Origin of the sequence: Pseudomonas sp., assembly GCF_035554175.1 — a bacterium.
Classification (GTDB): domain Bacteria; phylum Pseudomonadota; class Gammaproteobacteria; order Pseudomonadales; family Pseudomonadaceae; genus Aquipseudomonas.
The window spans coordinates 74,949-93,385 of sequence record NZ_DATMIV010000045.1; the positions used below are offsets into that span (position 1 = coordinate 74,949).

Annotated in this window: 16 protein-coding genes; 4 read left to right on the forward strand and 12 right to left on the reverse strand. The window is 60.3% G+C overall.

All coding sequences use genetic code 11. From position 1 onward, the window contains the following. Positions 1 to 72 precede the first annotated feature (72 nt). The gene (mdaB, locus tag VNV36_RS19850; protein WP_325719723.1) at positions 73 to 663 is read right to left on the reverse strand and encodes an NADPH:quinone oxidoreductase MdaB; all 591 of its coding nucleotides are present in this window, start codon (positions 661 to 663) and stop codon (positions 73 to 75) included. A gap of 182 nt (positions 664 to 845) precedes the next feature. On the opposite strand from mdaB, the gene VNV36_RS19855 reads away from it, so the two are divergent. Next, positions 846 to 1,160 (forward strand): putative quinol monooxygenase, encoded by a 315-nt coding sequence (locus VNV36_RS19855; RefSeq protein WP_325719725.1) that lies wholly within the window; start codon positions 846 to 848, stop codon positions 1,158 to 1,160. Here the strand turns inward: VNV36_RS19855 and VNV36_RS19860 are convergent. After that, positions 1,150 to 1,914 carry a sulfite exporter TauE/SafE family protein gene (locus tag VNV36_RS19860; RefSeq protein ID WP_325719727.1) on the reverse strand — a complete coding sequence of 255 codons (765 nt, stop codon included), beginning with the start codon at positions 1,912 to 1,914 and terminating at the stop codon, positions 1,150 to 1,152. The two genes, VNV36_RS19855 and VNV36_RS19860, sit on opposite strands and share 11 nt — an antisense overlap. Positions 1,915 to 2,129: 215 nt before the next feature. On the opposite strand from VNV36_RS19860, the gene VNV36_RS19865 reads away from it, so the two are divergent. The 3 genes from VNV36_RS19865 to VNV36_RS19875 all read left to right on the forward strand — a co-directional run bounded on the left by VNV36_RS19865 (position 2,130) and on the right by VNV36_RS19875 (position 4,255). Beyond that, complete coding sequence (locus tag VNV36_RS19865) at positions 2,130 to 3,011, forward strand: LysR substrate-binding domain-containing protein (RefSeq protein ID WP_325719728.1); 882 nt, start codon at positions 2,130 to 2,132, stop codon at positions 3,009 to 3,011. 55 nt (positions 3,012 to 3,066) lie between these two features. Beyond that, entirely contained in the window at positions 3,067 to 3,642 is a 576-nt protein-coding gene (locus VNV36_RS19870) for an NAD(P)H-dependent oxidoreductase (RefSeq protein ID WP_325719730.1), read from the forward strand. A 202-nt stretch (positions 3,643 to 3,844) separates the two neighbouring features. Next, complete coding sequence (locus VNV36_RS19875; protein ID WP_325719732.1) at positions 3,845 to 4,255, forward strand: MerR family transcriptional regulator; 411 nt, start codon at positions 3,845 to 3,847, stop codon at positions 4,253 to 4,255. A 69-nt stretch (positions 4,256 to 4,324) separates the two neighbouring features. On the opposite strand, the gene VNV36_RS19880 is transcribed toward VNV36_RS19875, so the two are convergent. The 10 genes from VNV36_RS19880 to VNV36_RS19925 are packed head-to-tail and all read right to left on the reverse strand — an operon-like array spanning position 4,325 to position 18,432. Further along, positions 4,325 to 6,940: an efflux RND transporter permease subunit gene (locus VNV36_RS19880; RefSeq protein WP_325719734.1), complete on the reverse strand. Its 2,616-nt coding sequence runs from the start codon at positions 6,938 to 6,940 to the stop codon at positions 4,325 to 4,327. 32 nt (positions 6,941 to 6,972) lie between these two features. Beyond that, complete coding sequence (locus VNV36_RS19885; protein ID WP_325719736.1) at positions 6,973 to 7,809, reverse strand: outer membrane lipoprotein-sorting protein; 837 nt, start codon at positions 7,807 to 7,809, stop codon at positions 6,973 to 6,975. A 59-nt stretch (positions 7,810 to 7,868) separates the two neighbouring features. Next, on the reverse strand, positions 7,869 to 9,167 hold the full coding sequence (locus tag VNV36_RS19890; protein ID WP_325719738.1) for a DUF1302 domain-containing protein: 1,299 nt from the start codon (positions 9,165 to 9,167) through the stop codon (positions 7,869 to 7,871). A 2-nt stretch (positions 9,168 to 9,169) separates the two neighbouring features. Continuing rightward, complete coding sequence (locus VNV36_RS19895; protein WP_325719740.1) at positions 9,170 to 9,934, reverse strand: SDR family NAD(P)-dependent oxidoreductase; 765 nt, start codon at positions 9,932 to 9,934, stop codon at positions 9,170 to 9,172. Further along, a complete protein-coding gene (locus VNV36_RS19900; protein ID WP_325719743.1) occupies positions 9,931 to 10,668 on the reverse strand; it encodes a 3-oxoacyl-ACP reductase family protein in 738 nt (245 codons plus the stop codon). Before VNV36_RS19900 ends, VNV36_RS19895 begins: the two co-directional genes overlap by 4 nt. A gap of 9 nt (positions 10,669 to 10,677) precedes the next feature. Beyond that, positions 10,678 to 13,548, reverse strand: coding sequence for an aminotransferase class III-fold pyridoxal phosphate-dependent enzyme (locus VNV36_RS19905; protein WP_325719745.1), 2,871 nt, complete (start codon positions 13,546 to 13,548; stop codon positions 10,678 to 10,680). 52 nt (positions 13,549 to 13,600) lie between these two features. Then, positions 13,601 to 14,809 carry a beta-ketoacyl synthase N-terminal-like domain-containing protein gene (locus tag VNV36_RS19910; RefSeq protein WP_325719747.1) on the reverse strand — a complete coding sequence of 403 codons (1,209 nt, stop codon included), beginning with the start codon at positions 14,807 to 14,809 and terminating at the stop codon, positions 13,601 to 13,603. Beyond that, positions 14,806 to 16,101 carry a beta-ketoacyl-[acyl-carrier-protein] synthase family protein gene (locus tag VNV36_RS19915; protein ID WP_325719749.1) on the reverse strand — a complete coding sequence of 432 codons (1,296 nt, stop codon included), beginning with the start codon at positions 16,099 to 16,101 and terminating at the stop codon, positions 14,806 to 14,808. The genes VNV36_RS19910 and VNV36_RS19915 overlap by 4 nt, the downstream gene beginning before the upstream one ends. Then, the gene (locus VNV36_RS19920; RefSeq protein WP_325719751.1) at positions 16,098 to 17,156 is read right to left on the reverse strand and encodes a beta-ketoacyl synthase; all 1,059 of its coding nucleotides are present in this window, start codon (positions 17,154 to 17,156) and stop codon (positions 16,098 to 16,100) included. The genes VNV36_RS19915 and VNV36_RS19920 overlap by 4 nt, the downstream gene beginning before the upstream one ends. Position 17,157: 1 nt before the next feature. Next, entirely contained in the window at positions 17,158 to 18,432 is a 1,275-nt protein-coding gene (locus VNV36_RS19925) for a beta-ketoacyl-[acyl-carrier-protein] synthase family protein (protein WP_325719753.1), read from the reverse strand. Positions 18,433 to 18,437 lie beyond the last annotated feature (5 nt).

Here is an 18,437-nt window from a genome sequence, read left to right on the forward strand (position 1 = left end):
GTCGCCATGCCCCCGTAGGAGCTGCCGAAGGCTGCGATCTTCTGCTGTGACCCCGATATTAGCCTGAAAGCCTCAAGCCTTGAGACCAAACACCTCGGTCAGATGCTGCTCGTAGCGCACCACATCATTCTCGATGTTCGGACGCTTCATCACGTCCACGCAGAGGAAGGTCGGCAACGCGGTCATGCCAAGAAACTCGTTGGCCTTGTGGAAAGGGAAGTACACCGCGTCCACGCCCTTGGCTTCGAAGAAATCGCTCGGGTCATCGAACGCCTGCTGCGGCGCGTTCCAGGTCAGCGAGAGCATGTATTGCTTGCCCTGAATCAAACCGCCGCTGCCGTACTTCTGCGAGGCGTCGGAACGGGTGCGACCGTCGCTGGCGTAGAGGCTGCCGTGACCTTCGGTGAAGACTTCGTCGATGTACTTTTTCACCGTCCACGGCGCGCCCATCCACCAGCCCGGCATTTGATAAATGATCACGTCGGCCCAGAGAAACTTGGCCACCTCTTCGGCGACGTCGTAGCCCTCGTCGATGAAGGTGGTCTTGACGTCGACCCCGCCGCGATCGAGCACGCTCAGCGCGGTCTCGTGCAGGGTGGTGTTGTAGCGACCGTCGGAGTGGGCGAATTTTTTACCGCCATTGAGCAAAAGGACTTTTTTCATCGGAAAACCTCGGTGCAGCCCTTGGGCTGGATATAAACGGAAAATGCAATGGCCGGCAGATTAACGATCGGCCTCGCGCGGAAACAGCCACGTCGGCGCAAAATACAATTGACCAAAACGCACGAATCGATAGCCAATTGTTGCCGTAACATTCGCAGCTTTCTTGATTCGAGGAAGTTGTGATGAGTGAACGTCAGGGTTTCATCCTGCACGCCAAGACCCGCCCGGAAAAAGCCGCCGAGTTCGAAGCGCTGTTCCGCGCCTATGTCGAACCGAGCCGCGCCGAACCGGGCTGCATCGAGTACCACATGCTGCGCGACAAGGAAGATCCGACGCTGTTTATCTTTTACGAGATCTGGGCAAGCCAGGCGCATCTGGATGTGCATTCGGCATTGCCGCACATGAAGGAATTCTTCGCCAGGCGCATGGACTATCTGGAGCGGGATTTCGATATCCGTCCGATCGACATGCTCAGCGAATCCTCGGCTAGCCGCTGATCAGCAAATGGCCGCCGAGCGCGCCCAGACCGATAAAGAACACGCGCTTGAACAGCGCGGCACTGATGCGCTGGCGCAGCCATTGGCCGAGCCACATGCCGAGCATGGCCGGGATCAGCGCCAGCAGCGAGGCGCTCAATTCGCCGCCGCCCAGTTCGCCGTGCCACAACAGCCCCCCCGCCAGCGCCAGGGTCGAGACGGTGAACGACAGACCGAGCGCCTGCACCAATTCATCGCGGCTCAGCCCCAAGGCTTGCAGGTAGGGCACCGCCGGAATCACGAACACGCCGGTGGCTGAGGTGATGACGCCGGTGATCAGGCCGCACAACGGGCCGAGCCACCGTTCATGACGCGGGTTGACGTGCAGCGTAGGTAGAAACAGTCCGCTCAATGCATACAGCAACAGCGCAGCGCCCAGTCCGCGAACGACCCAGTGACCGCCGGACATGCCGATCCAGATTGTGCCGCCACCAGTGCCGAGGAGGATCAGCAGCAGCAATGGCCAGAGGCGTTTGCTCAACCCTTGCAGATGACCGCCGAAGGCCAGTTGCCAGAGATTGGTCAGGGTCGCCGGGATAATCAACAGCGCGGCTGCCTGCGCCGGAGCCATAGCCAGACCGAGCAGGCCCATGGCGACGGTGGGCAGGCCGAGGCCGATGACGCCTTTGGTCAGACCGGCGAGGAGGAAAGTGGCGACGACCAGTAAAGACAGGGTTACGCCGAGGGTTTGGTAGAAGTCGGTTAGCGTGTGCATTGGGGTAATGTGCGCTGATCCGGGGCGGGTGAAAATCTGCCATATACTGAGGCTGCCTCTTCGTTCGCAAGAGGCAGACATTGGCTTTGAGGCATCTGGCCTCTTCGCGAGCAGGCTCGCTCCCACATTGGATGTTGGGTATACATAAGTCCCTGTGGGAGCGAGCCTGCTCGCGAAAGCGCCAGCCCAGTCACCACAAACCAGAGGCAAACCCCATGCACTTCGACCTCACCGACCTGCGCCTCTACCTGCACATTCTCGACGCCGGCAACATCACCGCTGGCGCCGCGCGCAGCCACTTGTCCCTGGCCGCCGCCAGCGCCAGAATCCGTGCCATGGAGGCCTCGCTGGGCAGCGAATTCCTCGAACGCGGGCGCCGCGGCGTCACTCCGACGCCCGCCGGCAATGCCCTCGCCCGCCATGCGCGCATCCTGCTGCAACAGGCCGAACGTCTGCAGCAGGAGCTCGCCGAATATGCCCAAGGCGTGAAAGGCCAGGTGCGCCTGCTGTGCAACACCACGGCGATCACCGAATACCTGCCGGAAGTGCTCGCGGATTTCCTGCGCAGTCATCCCAATCTCGACATCGATTTACAGGAACTGCCCAGCGCGCGGATCACTCATGCCTTGCGTGAAGGCGCAGCGGATCTGGGCATTGTTTCCGACGCGGTCGATACCAGTGGCTTGCAGACCCGCGCATTTCGCGATGATCCTCTGGTGCTGGTTCTGCCCCCGGGCCACCCCCTGGCGAGCCGGACATCACTGACCTTTAGTGAAACCCTGGCGCATGACTACGTGGCACTGGGCACCAACAGTGCACTGGCCATTCATCTGGAGGAGCAGGCCCTGCACATCGGCCAGCGCATGGCGATTCGCATTCGTACCGATGGCTTTGACGGTGTGATGCGCATGGTCGCTCGTGGCGCGGGTCTGACGATCGTGCCAAAGGTTGCCGTCGAGCGTTCGGCCCCTCTGCATGGGCTGATCTACCGTCCGCTCGACGACATCTGGGCGAACCGCACATTGCAGTTGTGCGCGCGGGATTTCGCGCACCTGCCCGGTTACGTCCGTGCCTTGCTCGATGCACTGATGCCTTGACTCTACCGCTAGGGGCAGACTCTATCCTGTGGGCTTCATTTCAGGAGTACACGCAATGAGCAAACGAATGCTCGTGATTCTGGGTCACCCTTGCACAGAGAGTTTTTGCGGAGCATTGAGTGAGTCTTACGTTCAGGCCGCCAGGGACGCCGGGCATGACGTCCGGCTGCTGCGTCTGGATATGCTTGAGTTCGACCCGGTCCTGCACGAAGGCTACAACAAGGTGCAGCCACTGGAGCCGGATCTGCTGCAAGCGCAGGCCGATATCACTTGGGCCGAACACCTGACGTTCGTCTATCCGATCTGGTGGGGCGGGATTCCGGCACTGCTCAAAGGCTTTGTCGACCGGATCTTCCTGCCGGGGTTCGCCTTCAAATATCGTGAAGGCAAAGCCTTTCCGGACAAGCTGCTCAAAGGCCGCACCGCGCATTTATTGGTGACCATGGATACGCCGTACTGGTATTACAAATGGGTCTATGGCATGCCGGGGCTGCATCAGATGCGCAAGACCACGCTGGAATTCTGCGGCATCAAACCATTGAAGACGCTGACCTTCGGACCGATCCTCGGCTCCAGGCCAGACCAGCGCGATGCCTGGCTGAAAAAGGCGCGAGCGACCGCCGCCGGCTGAGCTTTGTCAGTTGCCCTACCCTGACGGCGCACACCGCCGCCGTCAGTATTTCTTCGGGTTCGCTCCAGGAGCCCGTCCGTCGCCTGTGCACGTGATTTACGCGCAGTTGCAATTTTCAGATGTTATTGGACATATAATCGCCACCGATCCGGCATGACGCCTGATCGCGCAACGCTATGTTTGATCATTGAGACGGACCTTTATGTATATCGGCAAAGCCGCCCAGCTGTCGGGCACCACTGTCAAAAGCATTCGCCATTACGAAGAAATCGGCCTGTTGCCCGAACCCAGGCGCGAAGGCAAATACCGCATCTACAGCCAGCAAAGCGTCGAGGTGTTGACGTTCATCAAGTGCGCCCAGCAACTGGGCTTCAAGCTCAAAGAGCTTCAGGTGATCCTCAACAACTACCGCGGCGACGAATTCCCGTGGGACATGGCGCAACGAGCCATTTCCGAAAAAAAAGCCGAACTGGTCACCCAGATCGGCGATTTGCAGCAATTGCATGACGGCCTTGAGGCGTTCGAAAACAACCTCAATGATGCCCGCCAGGAATGTCAGTTCGAACGCGTCGCCCGTTATGGCGAAAAAAACCCGGTCAATACACTGAACTGAAAACCCTGTTGCGCCGCATGTCCGGACTCGCCTGCCGTCTCAGGGCTGGCACGTCCGGTCGTTGGCAAATCAGCCCGGCACCGGCTCTCCCTCTGAGTGCAGCGCTTGAACCGGCGCATGTACCGGCACAATCGCCGCAAAGAACCACGGTGAGACCAGCGTCACCAGCACAATGGTCATGACCCCACTGGAAAACAGCGCCATCGCCACCAACGCACCCAGATCGACAATCGGTTTGAAGTCGGAAAACAGCAGCGCCATGAAGCCTACGGAGAAGATCACCACGTTGATCACGGTCGAGCGGCCGACGCTGTGCATCGCCTGCAAAATAGCCGCGTCGATCTCAATACCCTGTTGCACCAGCAACTTGATGCGCGACAGCAGGTGAACGGCGTAGTCGACCACTCCGACGACGAGGAAAGTCACCAGCGTCGTACCAATATTCAATTCGATGCCGAACAGGAACATGAAGCCGTACACCGTCACCGACGTAGTCAGCAAGGTCAACATGCCGAGCACACCGAGGCGCACCGATTTTAGCCAGTACATCATCATCAGCGTGACAACCAGCAAGGCGAGGGAAAAACTCAGTACCTGGCCCTGAGTGATTTCCTGCAACACTCCGGTCCAGATCAACGGCGTACCGGCGTGGGTCACCTCTAGGTTGGCCGGTTTGTTGACCAGCAGCCAGGCGTCGAGGCGGTCGAGCATGGCCTGATAGTCGCTGGCCACCGACGAGGTCATGGTGTACAGGGTAAGGGCCTTGGAAAAATCGCTGTTGAGCACGTTGTTCAGGTCAGAACCGCCACCATTCTCGAACAGCATCACGTGTTGCTCGATCAGCGAATTGCCCGGCACGTCAAAGCGCTCAAGCTGCCCGTCGTCATTGACCGAGGTGACTTTCTCCACGGCGTTCGGCACGCGCAGATACTCGGGATTCATGTCGTTGAGCACCAGGTTCATGCGCTTGACATAAGTGGCCAGGGAATAGCCATAACTGACGTTCGGTTGTGCCTTGATGAAGTGGTCAAGCTTGTCGATGAACTGCACCACTTCCGTGGTCAGCACGCCGCGCGGCTCCTTGCTGTCGATGGCGATCCAGCCCGGTGCGGTGCCCGCCACTTTCGCGTGGTTGATGAACTGATCGGACACCCGAATGTGGCTCTCAGGCTTGAAATAGGCGATGCCTGAGTCTTCGATGTCGACGCGGAACGTGTACACCGTAGCCAGCGCCAGCAGCGGCAGAATGACCATCAGGACCGGCTTGCGAAAGCGGATCATCCAGGCGCAGAACGCAACCAGATAACGCGAAATGATCGATTCCTGATGCACAACAGCCTTGGCCTTCGCCGGCTGATCCTTGCCCCATATCGAGATCCAAGCCGGAATCAGCAACAGCGAAATGATCAGCGCCGCCGTCAGGCCAATGGACATGAACACACCGAAATTACGGATGCTGACAATGTTGTTGGTGGTGGAAATCATGAACGTGGCGATGGTCGTCACGGTCGTCAACACCACCGGCACCACCATCAAGCGCTGGGTTTCGCGGTTGGCCTCGCGATTACTCTTGCCGGCACTTTTCTGCTCGTAATATTCAGCCATTACATGGATGGCATCCGAGCAGCAAATAGTGAACAGGAACACGGGCAAGACGCTGGTCAGCAGGTCGAACGGCACCTGCAACAACGCCATCAGTCCCAAGGTCCAGATGGTGCAGAAGAGAATATTGAACAGCGGCAGCAGCACGCCCAGCGGTTTGCGGAAGAAGAAAATCAGTAGCAGCGTGATCAGCAAAAACACGATCGGAAACAACACGGCCAGGTCGTGATCGATGATTTCCTGTTGCGCGGCAATGAAGATCGGCATGCCGGCAATGAAGATCTCATCCTGGTACTCCGGGTGCTCGGCCTGATACTGCGCAACGATGCCGCGTACGATCTGATAAGCCCGCAGTTGAGCCTGAGCATCGTCCTGCTTGGTGCCGAGCTCGGCCACCAGCATCGCAACCTTCTTGTCCTTTGACACGACCCCGTCGACCATCAACTCGTTGCCCATGATCTGCGACTCGACCAGCGCCGGGTCCATGTCATAGGCATTGAGGGTTTTGTGAATCAACAGCTCGCCGTCGTCAGTCAGGACGATGTTTTCCAGATCGCCCATCGAGGCCATTTCACGAATCGGGTTGATCCGCTCGGCCAGGAAGGTCAGGAACAATTGATCATGGGCATCCCAGCGCTGACTCTGGGCATGATCACGCAATGCCTTGGCATTGGCGTAATCGTTCTGCGAAAAACCACCCTCGAGAATATCTCGGGTCAACAACTGCGCACGGCTGTCGTCCGGATGCCGGGCCACGATCTGCGCCAACTGTTCCTTGTCGGCATCGTTGGCCAGAATCATCTTGCGCACTGACTGCGACATTGAAAACAGGGCGTTGAGCGTGGATTTGTTGAACACCGTTTGCGGGTTGTTCAGCGCCACCATCACCGAGTCGAAGGTGCCGGTGAACTCGCCCTGCAAGTCGATTATGGTCTTGCGCGCCGGATGGTTTTCCTTGAGCAGGTAAGGGTTGGTGTCGGACACCAGCGCGCCCAGCGTATAGGTGAAATACGCGGTGATCGCCACCAGCAGGAAAACAATCGCCCGCGCGTAGCGCTCGACGAAATTCAGATATCTTTCCATGATCACAGGTTCCAGGTGGTCGGAGTCGGCGCTTAGCGGGCAGACACGGCAAATTCCGGCAGGTCACCGGTTTTCAGCCCGCGCTTGATGGCAGTCTGGGTAAACAGGCGGTCTTCCAGAGAGACGTTGTACTGCAACCGGTTGAAGCGCATCTCCGAGCGCGTACCGTCAATGAAGTGTTCGGTTTCGCTGAGCACGATGCTGTCGATCGAGTCGATGGTCTCGACTTTCTGCGTGCGCATCTGCTTGGTCAGCACGCCTTTGACGTCGAAGAAATCCTGACGCATGACGAGGAAATTCTGCTTGTCGATCCACACTTTGAGTTTGTTGTAACCGGTCTTGGCCAACACCTCGGGGGATGCCGGTTCACGCTCGATGACGTAACAGTCGCGGCCCTTGATCTGTTCTTCGCCTACCAGTTTCTGCGAGTAATCCTTGACCCGGATCTTGTCCAGATCGGCATACGAGTACTCACTGCCCATGAACGAGCCGCGTTTATCGGTGGTGGAGATGCGTCGGGTCTGACGACTGACCGGCAGGTACATCCACTGGCTGTCTTCCTGGCCGAGGGTTTCGTGCGGGTTTTCAATGTGGAAGGCGACGTCGCGCACATCGGTCGGCGCGGAAAAGTACATGCTGAACTTGTCGCTGTCCGGGTAATCCTTCTGCAGGTAGGTGAACTCGCGAACGCGGGTATTGCCCTTTTTGTCATGCAGGATCAGCGAGACCTGGGACATGAAACTGTTTCCGTCGTTGCGATCGCGCACCTGACGGATGATCTCATCGGCATTGCCAGCCTCTGCGGCACTGGCACAAGCGCTGCCAAGGATCAGAGCGGCGGCGGTCAGACTTTTGAAAAACGGCAACATGACAACTTCCTTTTCGTTGGATGAATGTGCCTGCGCACCCGGGCGGCAGGCGTGATGGGTCAGAACAGGTAGCCGGCCGACAGCCGCACTTGATCGCGCTTGCTGTACTCGCCGAAGGTCTTCTCGGGCTTGCCGAAAAACACGTCCACTTCCAGCCCGAGCTTGATGTAGTCCACCGGCTTGTAGGTGAAGATGCCTTGCAGCAAGGCGTCGTCCTGAAACGGCGGTGAGCCGGCGACCACCAGACGACTCTTGAGCCGATCCTGCCAATGGGTGCCTTCGGCCGACAGGGTGAACAACGGCTCGTGCTTGTCCTGCAACATGCCGTCCTGCCAGTCGAGCAGCATCTGCTCCTGCCATTGCGCGGAAATCAGCCAGTCGCGCAGCAGGTAGTCGACGCCCAGCAACGATTTGACCATTGGCGTACTGTCGGCACCATGGAGACGGGTCGGATTGGTCACCCGCCAGTTGTCGAAATACGCAATTTCACTGCGTACCACGATGCTGTGTCCGGCATCGATCGCCAGCCCGGCGCCGCCCATGGTGTAACGGGGAAACTGCCGCTCAAGCCGCGTGCGACCGTCGTCGGCCAAGCCCTCGACGGCGTATACCGGGTCCTGCTGGCGGGCGCTCAAGGCGACGAAACTCGTGTCCACCGCGCCGATCCGGCCGTTGGCACTCAAGCCATAGGAGTAGCCCTTGTCGCCGTCGTAGCCGGGCCTGGAATCGAGCAGGAAATATTGCGGATCCGGCGCGGCAAACAGCGGCGCGGCAAATTCACTGCCCTCGACCGGTGCCTGGTTTTTCACGAAATCAGTGATCCACAGCGCCTCCAGTTCCCACTCGCCCACCGGTTGCGCAAAACGCACCATGGGCACGGCGATGCGGCTGTCTTCGAGCAGCGGCGTCAGACCATCGCGATAATCCAGTGGGTTGATCTGATCGAGCACGCGCAATTCATCCGCGCGCCCCCAGACCACTTGTTGCCAGCCAGCCGTCACTTCGCCGTCCCCCAGTGAATGACCGACGTAGAGGTGCCGCCAATCGGCATCGAACCGGTACTTGTCCCGCGCCCGCTCGCTGTACGGATTGTTGCCGTCATAGCGCGCGTCATAACGCACGCGCCCCTTGGCCCTGTAATAGCCGCCGTCCCAGTTGTCTTCTAGGCTGGCCTTGAAATACACGGCTTTCTGCGTGATCGGATCGTCGCCGTGCAGGCGTACGGCGGTGGCCAGGCCGACTTCACCGTCGGCGTAATCGGGCTTGAGATCCGCGACGGTGAATTCAGCCAGTGCGGCGGGCGCAGCCATGCATGCCCAGACCGCACAAACGATGCGAGTGTTGTGAAATCGAGGCATCGTTACATTCCCAACCCGACACCGCCATCAATCACCAGACTCTGGGCGGTCACTCCGCCGGCTTCCGGGCTGGCCAGATAACGTACCATCGCCGCCACTTCTTCACTCTGGATGAAACGGCGCATCGGCAGTTTCTTCTTCGCGTTGCGCACGATCTGCTCCTGGGTCAACCCGGCTATCGCCGCTTGTGTCGCCAGTTCACCCTGCAACATCGGCGTATCGATCCACGCCGGCAGGATCGCGTTGACGGTGATCTGGCGCGAAGCGAGATCCAGCGCCAGCGCCTTGGTCATGCCGACAATGCCGTGCTTGGAGGCACAGTACGCGGTGTTGCGCACCTTACCGGCGCGACCGAGGATCGATGACATGTTGATGATCCGCCCACGATCGGGCATCAGCGCCAGACACAGCGAAGTCACGTAGAACGTGCCGTTGAGGTTGACCGAAATCACCTTGTGCCAGTTGTGCAGATCCTCCGGTTCGTTCTCGTTGCAGATGCCGGCGCTGTTGACCAGCACATCCACGTATTCGACCTGCGAACCAAGGGTCTTGAACAAGGCTTCCATGGCCGGCAGGTCGGCGATGTTCGCCGCATGGGTTTCGACCCGCGCCCTGATCTGCTCCTGTCGCTCGTCAACCCAGCGTTGCAGCTCTGCCAGATCGAGATCCAGCAGGATCAGGCGGCTGCCGGCATCGGTGGCGAAATCCTCGGCGACCGCGCGACCGATACCTTTCGCCGCACCGGTGATCAGAATGGTCCGGCTCATGGCATTTTCAACCCGCCGTTGACCGGCAGGACCTCCCCGGTCAGGTACAAACCGCGATCGGCGAGGTACAGCACCGCTTCGGCAATTTCCTCCGGTTCGGCGTAGCGCTTGATCAGCAGACGGGACTGGAGTTCTTCCTCCTGAGTGCCGATCAGCGCGGTACTCATTTCGGTCTTGACGATACCCGGAGCGACCGCGTTGACCCGGATGTTGCGCGGCGCCAGCTCGACCGCCAAAGCACGGGTCAATGACTCGACACCGCCCTTGGCGGCGGCATAGTTGCTTTGCCCTTTACCCGGCTTCTGCGCCGCCACCGAACTGATGTTGACGATGCAACCGCTGCGCTGGCGCAGCATGCCCGGCACCACCTGCTGGCAGCACAGCATCGTGCCGATCAGGTTGGTCTGGATCACCTCGACCAGGTCGCGCGCCGACATCGTCGCCAGCAAGCCGTCGCGGGTGATGCCGGCGTTGTTGACCAACAGGTCGACACGCTGGAAATGCTCATCGATCCGCTCGAAAAACCCCTTGATGCTGTCGCCGCTGCTGACGTCGCACTGCAACGCCAGGCAATCGTTCCCCGACGCCTGAACCTGGTCACGCAAGGCCATCGCCGCGACTTCATCGCGCACATAACTGAATGCGATCTGATATCCGGCTCCAGCCAGTGCCAGGACGATTGCCCGACCGATGCCACGACTGCCACCGGTCACCACTGCTAATTTATTCGGCATGACCGTTCCTTAGAGCGAGTTGTCGGTTTTGAACTGCGCGAGGCTGAAGCCGTGGGTCGCAGCCAGGGCACGAATCTGCTGCACTTGTTCGCGGCTGATGTCGCCGTAGGAGTAGTGCTGTTTCATACCGGACAGGCCCATCAACACCGATTCGGCCATGCAGGCGTACAACTGACCTTGCTTGAGATAGGCCCTGACGTTTTTTTCCAGGCCATCGCCGAGCGGCGTCTGCACGATGCCGCCGTGCATGTAGAGCACGTCGCAGCGTTGGCTGGCGAGGTTCTGGTCGACGTTCAGCGGTACGGCGATGTCGCAGATCACGCTGCGTTCGGCAAAGTGGTCGGCACCGAGAAACGCCTGCGGTGCATTCGCCGCGCAGAGCACGATGCGCGCCTGTTTCAACACTTCAAGATCGTTGCTGACCGTGATGAATGCGTTCGCGCCCAGACGCTCTTCGACCAGTTTTGCCACATGCTGCCCCAGATCGGCATCGTTGCCATGGGCCTGCAACAGCGCCTCGATACCGTCAATCTGCTGCAAGCGACGGGCGAGACGGTCGTGTTCGGCAACCCCCTTGATAATCGCGCGGGCGGCTTCGGCATAAATCTGTTGAGCGGTTTTTTCCAGGCGGCGCAGGGAACCGTCACGGCCGCTGCCGATGAGAATCAGATGCTCGACGCTGGTCGACAATAGCGAAGCATAGGTCGAGGCAATGTTGCCGGCCGCACCGACCACGGCGGCGCTCTGCTCGCCGAGTTCCAGGCCTTGCTGCCTGCAGCCCTGCTCGATGGCCTCCAGCCCCATGCCGATGGTCAGCGCATTGCCGGAAGTCAGCGCCATGTCGGGGATCTGCAACGCCTGGCAGTTGTTGGTGACGATCGAGGTGTACATGCCCAGCCCGGCGACGGTGTAGCCATCGGCGCGGGCATCCTTGATGCGATTACCGACCTCTTCGCGGATGGTTTGCAGATCGCCACTGGCGATATACGCCGCCATGGCATCGGAATCCATGCACAGCGGGTACAGGGTGAATTCCACGGCAGTGCCCAGTTTCGAGCGAATCTGTACCGGGCCGATCGGCGCGGCACGGCGCTCAGGCGCCATGCGCTTGATGAATTCGCGCTTCTGCTCGGCGCTCAAGGACGACAGTGAAGGATCGACGTCGCTGAGCATGTCCGAATCAATCAAATGGTTGATGAACGCCACACGCGCCACCACGCGCACGTTCTCGTCAGACTTTGGGCGGTGTTCATACTCCTTGAAGCTGACCTCGCGGGGCGGCACCTGTGCAACGCTGTCGGCACACACACCGGCCGCCAACGGGAAGGCATCACGTCGACGCAGCATGTCGCAGACCTTCTGCAGGGAGCCGATCAAGCCATCGATTTCTTCGAAGGTGATGCACACCGGGGGTTCCAGGCGGATCACATTGGCATTGCTGCCCGACGGCGCGACACGCAGGGATTCGAATTGCAACAGGTAACCGGCAATGATGTAGCCCAGTGCATCGTTGTACTGCGCCGATGCCTGAACCAGTGAACTGGTGCCGGTCAGGTCGTGCAATTCGAAGCCCAGCAGCAAGCCACGACCGCGCACGTCGGCGATCACGTCCGGATAGGCCGCCTTGAGTTCCAGCAGCGAAGACTTGAGGTACTCGCCCTTCTTGTTCACGTCCTTGAGCATCGCGCTGTCGTTCTCGAACAATCGACGCAAGGCCGCCAGGGCGATATGACAGGACGCATCGTCTTCGGCGAAGGTCGAACTGTGGATGTAGCTGAAGTCATTCTCGTAATGACTGGCGCGGATCACGGTCGCGGCGATTTTCATCAAGCCGCCGCCCAGCGCTTTCGACAGGCAGTAGTAATCGCCCTGCAGATTGAAATGACTGGCGCCGAGCAAGGTACCGGTGCGGCCGAAACCGGACTGCACTTCATCGATGATCAGCGGGCATTGCTGCTCGTTGCACAGGCGCCGCAGGCCCAGATAGAACTCGCCGGCAAATTCGTTGATGCCACCTTCGCCCTGAATCGGCTCAAGCAATACTGCAGTGATCGCGCTGAACGCTTCACGGCGCACCTGCAGGGTTTCGCCACTCCACTCCAGGCTCAGCCAGTGATGCACATGACGGGCCGGCAGATCCTGCAATTGCTGGGGCTGCTGCGGGTCGATGAACTCGACGTTGAGGCCAAAACGGGCGAACGGTTTACGGTACTGCTTGCCGTACGTCAGTTGAACAGTGTTCACCAGTTTGCCGTGGAAGCTCCCGCGCACAGCCAGGAAAACCGGCTCGACATGCAACAGCTCAAGGTTGTGCTGACGTACCGCCTCCGCCACTTGGCGCACGGTCACGCAGGACAGGTTTTGCGGCAGCAGACCGGATGGCAAATCGAGGTCGTCCATATCCAGTTCGACGTACGCCTTGTCGCTGGCAACAAGATTGGCGAGGGCAAAATCTCGCTCGTCGAATTGCTTCTGCAGGTTTTTCTGACGACGGTATTCGGCGTGCTTGACGGCAATCTCTACCGACTCGGCACCACTGTTGGAAAAGGTCGAGATGTAGCGCTCGCTGTTGTTCAGCTCACGGTTGAACGCTTCACTGAGTTCACGCCCCAACTGGCCGGCCGCGCCGCGCACCGACATTTGCGCGTTGAATGGCACATCGGCGCGCAACAGGTCGACGAGTTGTTCGACAAACTGCGGATCATTGTGGCCGTACAACGCTGCGCCATAACCGCCGAGGAAGTCGGTTACGGTCACTTCGCTGCCCTGCCGGTCGCGGTAAAACAGCTTGCTGCCCAACGCTCTGTGAAACTGGCATTCCAGGCCCAGGGCCTGCATCAGTTCAACGAATTTCGGCCGTACGTAATCGCGGTAATCCATGACAGTTCTATCCCTTGAGTAAAATCAGATGCTTTGCGTTGCGTGCAGACGGTCAGTCGGCTGCGTGAAACTGGAGTTGGTAACCTGCACTGAAGCCGTTGTCGTCGCGGTTGATGACCAGACAATCGTGCAGGGCGGCATGGCGCGGGCCGCCGGACACAAACGGAAGATGCACATCCACCGGCTGCTGCAGATCACAGACCGGCGGGATGCTTTGCGCCTGCAATGCCTGCCGGGCGAGGATCAGATCAACCAGGCTCGGTGCACCGCTGAGAATGCCGGTCAGCGCTGTGCTGCTGGTGATGTGTGCGGCACCGGCTCGGGCCAGGGCGCGGGCCAGATCGGCATCCTTGTACGGATCGCCGGTGGCACTGCCGATCAGCAGATCCACCTGTTTGTCCGGCAAGCTCAACGAGTCCAGACGAGGATGGGCGAAGAGTGCCGTCAGGCACGTTTGCGGTCGTGCAGGCAGATCACCGGCGCGACGTAGTACCAGGGCGGCCGCACCCTCACCGGCAATCCCCCCCCTGCCCCGGCGGTCAAAGGCGTGCAGATTTTGCGAACCGTCAGTGCCGATCACCCCTGCCTCGGCCAGTGCAGCGAGTGCCAGCGGATCAAGCTCACTGCCGGCGCCGACCACTATGGCCGCGTCGATTCGACCGCTTTGCAACGCCGCGCAGGCCTCGCGCAGCGCCGCCAGATTGCCGGCCACGCCTTGCATGTAAGCGTTGCTTTCGCACTCCAGTTTCAAGGCCAGACTGACCACCCCGAGCAAACCGTTGCTCAGGCTCTTGAGCACCAGAAACGGGTCGAGCGCGCGCTCTTGCAACACACGTTTGGCAAGCCGCTGCATGTCGGCACCGGAACCGGTCTGACATTCATGCAGCAGTTCGCCGTATGAAGCGAACGACGGGTGGGTGTAACCGCCCTGACAGCAATAAAGGCCGAAACGCACATCGTCACGGCCAGGTTCAAGCCCGGCCTCGGCCAGCGCCTGACGCACAGCGCTGACCCCCCAGATGACTGCCGGCGGGCAGTAACGCTGCAGGTTCTGGGCAACGTCCTGACGACTGCGTTGATGATCGTCCTCAGCGACATGGCCGAAGGCAGCGACACGCTCACTGTAGAAAAGCGGCGATTGCAACGCCGAGATCGCGCTGCGGCCTTCCAGGGCCGCCGACCAGAATCGCTCGACCCCCCAGCCGCTGGGCAACACACAACCGCTACCGGCGATAGCGACCTGTACAGTGGCATCCGTCATTGTCCGTGCTCCCGATATTTGCCAAGCGCCAGCGAGGTATTGAGGCCACCGAAACCGAAGGAATTGCTCAGCGCGTAATCCACTCGACGACTGACAGCCTGACCGGCGCAGTAATCCAGATCACACTGCTCGTCCGCGTGGTGCAGGTTCACCGTGGGCGTTACCAGATCGTTCAGGCAGGCCAACGCGGTGACAATGCACTCAGGGGCGCCGGCCGCCGCGATCAGATGACCAAACTGCGATTTGTTGGCACTGACCGCCAGGGCCCGATAGTGCTTCTGCTCGGCAAACACCGTTTTGATTGCGAGGGTTTCGGCGACATCGTTGAGCGGTGTTGAGGTGCCGTGAGCGTTGATCAGATCAATCTGCTGCGGGCGCAAGCCGGCATCGTCGAGTGCGGCCTGCATCGCCAGTGCAGCGCCACGTCCTTCAGGTTGCGGGGCGGTGACCTTATAGGCATCCAGACTGCTGCCGAAACCGAGCACTTCAGCATAAGGTGTCGCGCCTCGGGCCAAGGCGTGCTCAAGACTTTCAAGAACAACAAAACCGCCGCCTTCTCCGGCGATGAGCCCGCTGCGATCGCGATCAAATGGCCGACACAGGTCAGCACCCCAGCGTTGCTCTCCCGAAGCGGCGCCAAGCAAGTACAGCGCGGCCATGGTGTCCAGATTGAGCACCGAGTCGGCACCGCCGGCCAGCGCTACGCTGACCTCGCCGCGACGGATCATCTGAAAGGCATTGCCGATCGCTTGCGAGGCGCCTGCACAGGCGCTGCTGATATTGATCACTGGCCCTTCGCAGCCCTGATCATCAGCGATCACCCGCGCCAGACGGTCGTTGCTCTGACGCAGCGAGCCATCGGCACTCACTTGCCCGGCACGCGACATCAGGTGCTGCCAAGCCGGGGCGCCGCCATCCGCAGCTTTGGTCAGCAGCATGTCGGCGAGCATGTGCTGCGGCGCGCCAGAGGCACACAGAACCGCTGCGCCGCGCAGTTGCTCGGGCTGCAAGCCGCTGTCGCTGACGGCTTGCGTAGCGGCTACCCAGCCAAAGCGGCTGCGTTTTTCCAGTGGCTTGGTCCAGGCCGGGTGATTGCGCAGTTTTTCCGGTAACAGACGCATATCGACAGGCGCCGCGTAACGCACCGCGAACGAAGCGTCCTGCAGGTCGTCAGGCTGCCATGGCCGCACACAATGTTCGGCGCCGAGCATCTTCTCCCAGAGGGTTTGCCATTCGAAACCGAAACCGGTGACGGCGCCCATGCCGGTGATCACAATCCGTGTCGCACTCATGCGTGCCTCTCCATGGTTTCACTGTTCAACAGCAACGCACCCCAGTGCCCGGCACGAGTGTGGCTGACCAGCAGCGTGTAGCCCGGCGTTGCCGCCGTGGCACAGCTGAGGTGCAAGGTCAGCGCAACCTCTGTGAGCAAACCGCTGGCGCCCAGTTCACCGGTCACGGCACGGGCGCTGCGAATCTCGCGGGGGAACGCTTCGAACAACTTCATCAACTGCTCGTCAGCACAGTTGCCGACGATATGCTCCACGTCGCCCAGGCGCAGTTTCTCTCGACCCAGGACCTGGTCGATCAGGCGTTGGCCAACCGCTGGAGAGCGCTGCGGATCGGCGCTGTAGCCCCGAGCGAACCCGGCTACGCGCACGACGACTGCCGCATTCGCGGGTGGCGTTGAGGCCAGCAACAGCGCGGCGGCGCCCTCACCGAAAATCGGCTCGCTCGCTTGATCGGGCTCGCGCAGGTACAGCGCCGGTGTCAGGTTCGGGCTGCTGCTGACCACCAGCGCTGCGTCGGCATGTCGCTCGCCGATCTGCTGGCAGGCTTCGATCAGTGCATCCAGCCCGGCGTTGTCCTGGGAACAGAATCCACCCATGGGTCCGTGGCAATGGAGTGCTTCGGCCACATACGCCATCACGCTGCTGTTGAGCAGGGTCAGTGCATGCAGAGGCGGAGTGTTGGCCAGCAACTGATCGAGTTGCTTGTGTGGCTTTTCGATGATCGCCTGCACCGCGTCCCAACAAGGACTCGGTGCGTCCACTTCGGGAATGGCCGCTGTCAGCGCAACACGCGACGGGGGCAATTGCAGTGCCGCCAGCGATGGCGCCAGCCGTGCTGCGCAATGCAACAGTCGCAAGCCCTGCGGTTCGACACTGCGCTGGATCTTGCGATCAAACAGATCACTTGCCAGACGCGGCGTCGGCAGCGCAAAGGCCAATCGTTGCGCATCGAAAGCCAGTGGTTGTGCAGACCGTGGCGCGCCGAGCAAATCGGCACATTCGCTGCCGGCAGCGTTAAGAACAGCAGCGGTATGCAGATAGATGGATCTGTTCATGTCATGCCCTTCCCAGAACCAGCGAACTGTTGATACCGCCGAAGCCGAACGAGTTGGACATCACCACGTTGATCGACTGGCGCACCGGCTCGCTCAAAAACTTCAGCGATGGGTATTCGGCACGCTCAGGGTCGTAATTCAGGGTGGGTAACAGCACACCGTCGCGCAGGCTGATCAGCGACAGCACGGCTTCGATCGCACCACTGCCCGCCAATGAATGGCCAACAGCCGATTTGTTGGCGGTGAAAGTCATGAAGTCCTGGCAGCCTCCAAACAACCGCTGCAAGGCCAGTGCTTCACAACTGTCATTGGCCTGGGTGGAGGTACCGTGGGTGTTAACGTGTTGCACGGCGCTGCGCAGCAGCCCCGCATCTTCGATTGCAGCTTCCATGCATTCCTCGTATTTGCTGCCGTCGCGGCTGCTTGAGGTCATTTTCTGGGCTTCGCAGACGTTCGCGTAACCGAGCACCCGACCCAATGGCGAAGCGTGGCGCCGTCGGGCGTGTTCGGCAGATTCGAGAACGACCATCGCCGCTCCTTCGCTGAGCACAAAACCACTGCGGTCAGGCATGAACGGGCGGCTTTGTTCGCCAGGCTTCAGGTCCGCCTGACAAAGCGCGCCGAGACTGTTGAACATGAAGTAAGGCAATTCGTTGGCCATCAACTCGACGGCGCCACAAATGGCCAGGTCGATCTCACCGCGCTCGATAGCCCGGTAGGCACTGCCGATGGCCATGGTGCCAGCGGCACAGGCATCGGAATGGGTCGAGAGGTGATCGCGGATGCCGAGCCGATCTGCCAGGTGTTGTGTCTGCTGATCTACCCGGCGGGTGAATCTAGCGCTGGACAATGCCGGACTGTCCAACAGACGGTCGAGGTCGACACGTCCGGCTTCATCCATGCAACGGCTGAGCCGCTGCAAGTCCTGGCTGTCGGCACAATACTTGTTGGCCCCCAGAAAAAGACCGCTACGACTGTGGGCAACGTCTGCCGGCGCCAGACCGGCATGCTCCAGCGCCTGTCGGGCGACATACTCCGCCAGCACACTTTGCCGCGGGTGCAGCGCCGCATTACCGCCAAAACCTGCACCGATCTGCTGCCACTGCGCGTCATCGATAAACCCGGCAGCGCTGTTGGTGAATCCCAGCGTCTTGAAGCGGGGATGTTCGCGGACACAGGATTGCTTCCGGCAAATCCGCTCGAACAACGTGGCAGCGTCCAGCGCCATGGGCGCAACCAGGCCGAACCCGCTCACATAGACTTCTCGTGTCCGCATGAGAA

Coding starts and splice junctions, on each gene's coding strand:
- mdaB (WP_325719723.1), bottom strand. CDS start 663: ATGAAAAAAGTCCTTTTGCTCAATGGCGGTAAAAAATTCGCCCACTCC.
- VNV36_RS19855 (WP_325719725.1), top strand. CDS start 846: ATGAGTGAACGTCAGGGTTTCATCCTGCACGCCAAGACCCGCCCGGAA.
- VNV36_RS19860 (WP_325719727.1), bottom strand. CDS start 1,914: ATGCACACGCTAACCGACTTCTACCAAACCCTCGGCGTAACCCTGTCT.
- VNV36_RS19865 (WP_325719728.1), top strand. CDS start 2,130: ATGCACTTCGACCTCACCGACCTGCGCCTCTACCTGCACATTCTCGAC.
- VNV36_RS19870 (WP_325719730.1), top strand. CDS start 3,067: ATGAGCAAACGAATGCTCGTGATTCTGGGTCACCCTTGCACAGAGAGT.
- VNV36_RS19875 (WP_325719732.1), top strand. CDS start 3,845: ATGTATATCGGCAAAGCCGCCCAGCTGTCGGGCACCACTGTCAAAAGC.
- VNV36_RS19880 (WP_325719734.1), bottom strand. CDS start 6,940: ATGGAAAGATATCTGAATTTCGTCGAGCGCTACGCGCGGGCGATTGTT.
- VNV36_RS19885 (WP_325719736.1), bottom strand. CDS start 7,809: ATGTTGCCGTTTTTCAAAAGTCTGACCGCCGCCGCTCTGATCCTTGGC.
- VNV36_RS19890 (WP_325719738.1), bottom strand. CDS start 9,167: ATGCCTCGATTTCACAACACTCGCATCGTTTGTGCGGTCTGGGCATGC.
- VNV36_RS19895 (WP_325719740.1), bottom strand. CDS start 9,934: ATGAGCCGGACCATTCTGATCACCGGTGCGGCGAAAGGTATCGGTCGC.
- VNV36_RS19900 (WP_325719743.1), bottom strand. CDS start 10,668: ATGCCGAATAAATTAGCAGTGGTGACCGGTGGCAGTCGTGGCATCGGT.
- VNV36_RS19905 (WP_325719745.1), bottom strand. CDS start 13,548: ATGGATTACCGCGATTACGTACGGCCGAAATTCGTTGAACTGATGCAG.
- VNV36_RS19910 (WP_325719747.1), bottom strand. CDS start 14,809: ATGACGGATGCCACTGTACAGGTCGCTATCGCCGGTAGCGGTTGTGTG.
- VNV36_RS19915 (WP_325719749.1), bottom strand. CDS start 16,101: ATGAGTGCGACACGGATTGTGATCACCGGCATGGGCGCCGTCACCGGT.
- VNV36_RS19920 (WP_325719751.1), bottom strand. CDS start 17,156: ATGAACAGATCCATCTATCTGCATACCGCTGCTGTTCTTAACGCTGCC.
- VNV36_RS19925 (WP_325719753.1), bottom strand. CDS start 18,432: ATGCGGACACGAGAAGTCTATGTGAGCGGGTTCGGCCTGGTTGCGCCC.